This is a genomic window from Phycisphaerae bacterium, assembly GCA_012729815.1.
GTDB lineage: Bacteria > Planctomycetota > Phycisphaerae > JAAYCJ01 > JAAYCJ01 > JAAYCJ01.
Map to the genome: position 1 here is coordinate 1 of JAAYCJ010000351.1, position 2969 is coordinate 2969.

At 63.1% G+C, this 2969-nt stretch carries 2 protein-coding genes; both read right to left on the minus strand.

All coding sequences use genetic code 11. The annotated features are described in order from the left end of the window. Positions 1-1835, minus strand: a 1835-nt coding sequence (locus tag GXY33_22490; protein NLX07920.1) for a hypothetical protein, incomplete at its 3' end; no start/stop codon positions are given. Between the two features lie 16 nt (positions 1836-1851). After that, the coding region (locus tag GXY33_22495; protein NLX07921.1) for a hypothetical protein at positions 1852-2969 on the minus strand (1118 nt) is incomplete at its 5' end.

Sequence of the window (2969 nt, forward strand, 5' to 3'; positions counted from 1 at the left end):
AACGTGGCTGGCCAACTGCAGGCGACCTGCCACATTTCGCCGGGCTCGTTGAGGGCGTCGGTGAGGTTGATTTGTTCGGTGACCATGCCTTTTCTGAAGGGCGACCATTGGCCCGAGCCGCGGCTGTAGCCAACGAATTCGTCATCCGTCATGGCCACGGCATTGACGGCGGCGCTGACGATGTCATCGTGGAGCGTGCGGTAGAATCCTTCGCCGGTGGCGCGGTGCAGGTCGAGCAGGAATTGCGGCGAATTCGTGCAGATGCCGGGACCGATGTGTCGGTTCTGCACGTTGGCGATCACGCCGCCGCAAAAGTTGTATCCGTCCAGCGACGAACCGCGAGGAAACGGCGCGACGTAGGAGACGACCCATGAAGCGAAGATCGCGGCGGCGTCGCGAGCCATTTGCAGAAGGGCTTGGTCCTTTAGGACGAGATGGCCTTGCACGAACGCGTTGGTTATCGCGGCGGCGCTCTCGGAGTCGTCGGCCCGCTCGATGTCCAGCGGACCGCCGGTGCAATGGCCCGCCAGGACGAAGTTGCGGTGGTAGTAATCGCACGCCTCACGAAAGACGGTGCGATATCGCGGTTCAGCGGGAAAGGCCCGCATCCCCTCGGCCAGGGCCTGCAGTACAAACGCTCCGGCGCACGAGCCGCGTTCGATCAGGCGGGGCGGGTCGGCGTCTTTGTCCACGCGAAAGCCGAATTCGCCGCAGCGCTCCCAGATCGAGCAGAATGCCTCCAGCCCTCGGCGGGCGGCCTGCTCCCAGGCGGGATGGTCGGCGTGCTTCTCGTTGCGCTCGTAATGCAAGGCTTTGAGCAGGAAGTAGATGAAGTCGGCGGGCGGGCGAATGTGCTTCCAGGTGTTCGGGGTTTCGCCCGACGAGCAGTTGTCCGACGACCAGGTCTTTCCGTTGTAGTGGCCGTGGGCCAGGCCGCTGGGCGAGCCGGCGTTGGCCGCGAGGAAATCGAGATTCTCCGTCGCCGCGGTGCGGCACTGTTCGTTCCGGACCAGCAGGGCGTAGGCGGTCATCGGTCCGCCGCACCAGCCGGCAATCTGCAGCCAGTCGCCGCCGAAATCCTCACATCGATCCACCACGCTGCCCTCGAGATTGGAGATGTTGGTCAGCAGCAAGTTGCCCTTGGCGTCACGCAGGACGTGCGCGGCCAGCATCCGGTCGGCGACGGCCTGCGCGGCCGAGGCCAGTGAGGTTTTTCGCGACGAGCTGCAACCGTAGCCTTCGACCTTGCGATATCGCCGGTGCAGAAGGCTGAACATCTCGATGACGGAGGCGGCCTTTTCGCATTGTCGTTGGATGGTGAAGGAAATCTGCGAACCGCGTTGCATCAGGAAGCCGGGTCGCGGCCAGTCGTCGCAACGGGTGTGGGTATAGTGCCGCCGCTCGATGGCTGGGACGACGAATTCGCAGCGGTCGCGTTCGATCACCACGCCGCTGGGCCCGGCCTTGGTGAACGGCGTCACGCGAAGGACGTCGACGCGGCCCTTGCCGTCGTAGTGCATCAGGACGGGAGTCGAACAGGCGGTCAGAGGCGCTTCAAACCGCCAGTTGTTAGGTTCGGTCAAGGCCGGGATCGGCTTGGTCGGCTCGGAGGCGTTGCCGTTGTAGTATACGCCGGGCAGGAGGGTATACGATCCTTCGCCGTGGGCCAGCGGAATTTCCACACCGAAGTGGACTTCGAGGGAGCCTTCGCCCATGTAGGCCAGCGCGGCGAATTCCCTGCCGTCTCCTTTCGGCAACAGCGTGAGCAGGAAGTCCTTGCACGGCAGGTACTGCTTTTGGCCGGCTCGATAGATGAAATAGGCGAGGTTGTCCATGTGGGTGCGTTTTCCCTCATTGCCCGGCAGAGGCGTCCGTGCCGACCCGCAGGCCGGGAACCGGCTGGCCGTTCTGGTCGACGAACCGACAGCGGAACCGATACGGTCCGTTGGCGACGTCGAGCTTCAGGAGCAGGACGTTGACGCCCTTGTTCAACGGGACATCCTGGTAATAGTTGCCTTCCTCGAAGACCGTCCGGTTCGGCGACGCCGGGTCGGTGTTGTACCGATGCACGTGCTTGTCGAAAACCTTTTCATGATTCAGCCACACCTTCACGCCGTTGATCGTATCGATCTCGATGCGGGCCTGAACCGGCTGGTCACAATACACGCAGGTGGAGGCGTAGCCAAGAACATTTTCGACAGGCGGGAATTCCAGGCCCTCGATCTGGTCCGTCACGAACTCGCGGCCAAGATCGACAAAGCCGTCGTCTCCGGCATTGGCGGCGCGCCACGCGATGTCGGCCTGGCCGGCGGTCCAGCGGACGGTCTGATCCTCGGGAAACTCGGCGATATACTTCATGCCGGCCGCGGGATTGATCTTCGCTTCGCCGCCGTGGGGCGTCAGGTAATCGGCGTTCCAGGTCGTTTCGTTGAGTCCGCGGCCGGGATTGGCGAAGGGGCCGCAGATCAACCAGGTGCGAATCCAGCCGTCGTCCTCCAATGCGATTAGCGGCGTGGCGTTGGCGACAGGAAGGATCAGCGGGTTGTCCGCCCGATCCAGGAGCCGCAGAAAAAAGCCGTACCCGCCGATGTCCTGATCGACCTTGACCAACAGGAGGTTTCTTCCCTTCTTAAGATGGGCGTCGATCTTCTCCTGGTCCTTTTCCGGCCCGCGGTAGACGCGGTTCTCGGCGATCAGGGCGTGGTTCAGGTAGATCTTGTATCCGTCGTCGCTTCCGATGGCGATGCGGACGTCCTGATCAACTGGGCTGTCGATGGTGCACGCGACGTAGCCGATGACGTACTGGATGGGCGCGAAGTCCAAGCCGCGAACGTCGTTGCGCACGAAGATCTTGCCCAAGTCGATGAAGTCGTCGGGCGATACGTGCCGACGCCAGGCCACGTCGATCGCCGCGTTTTCCCAGAAGGCGTACTCGTCTTCCGTGAATTCGGCGCGATAGGCCGTGCCGG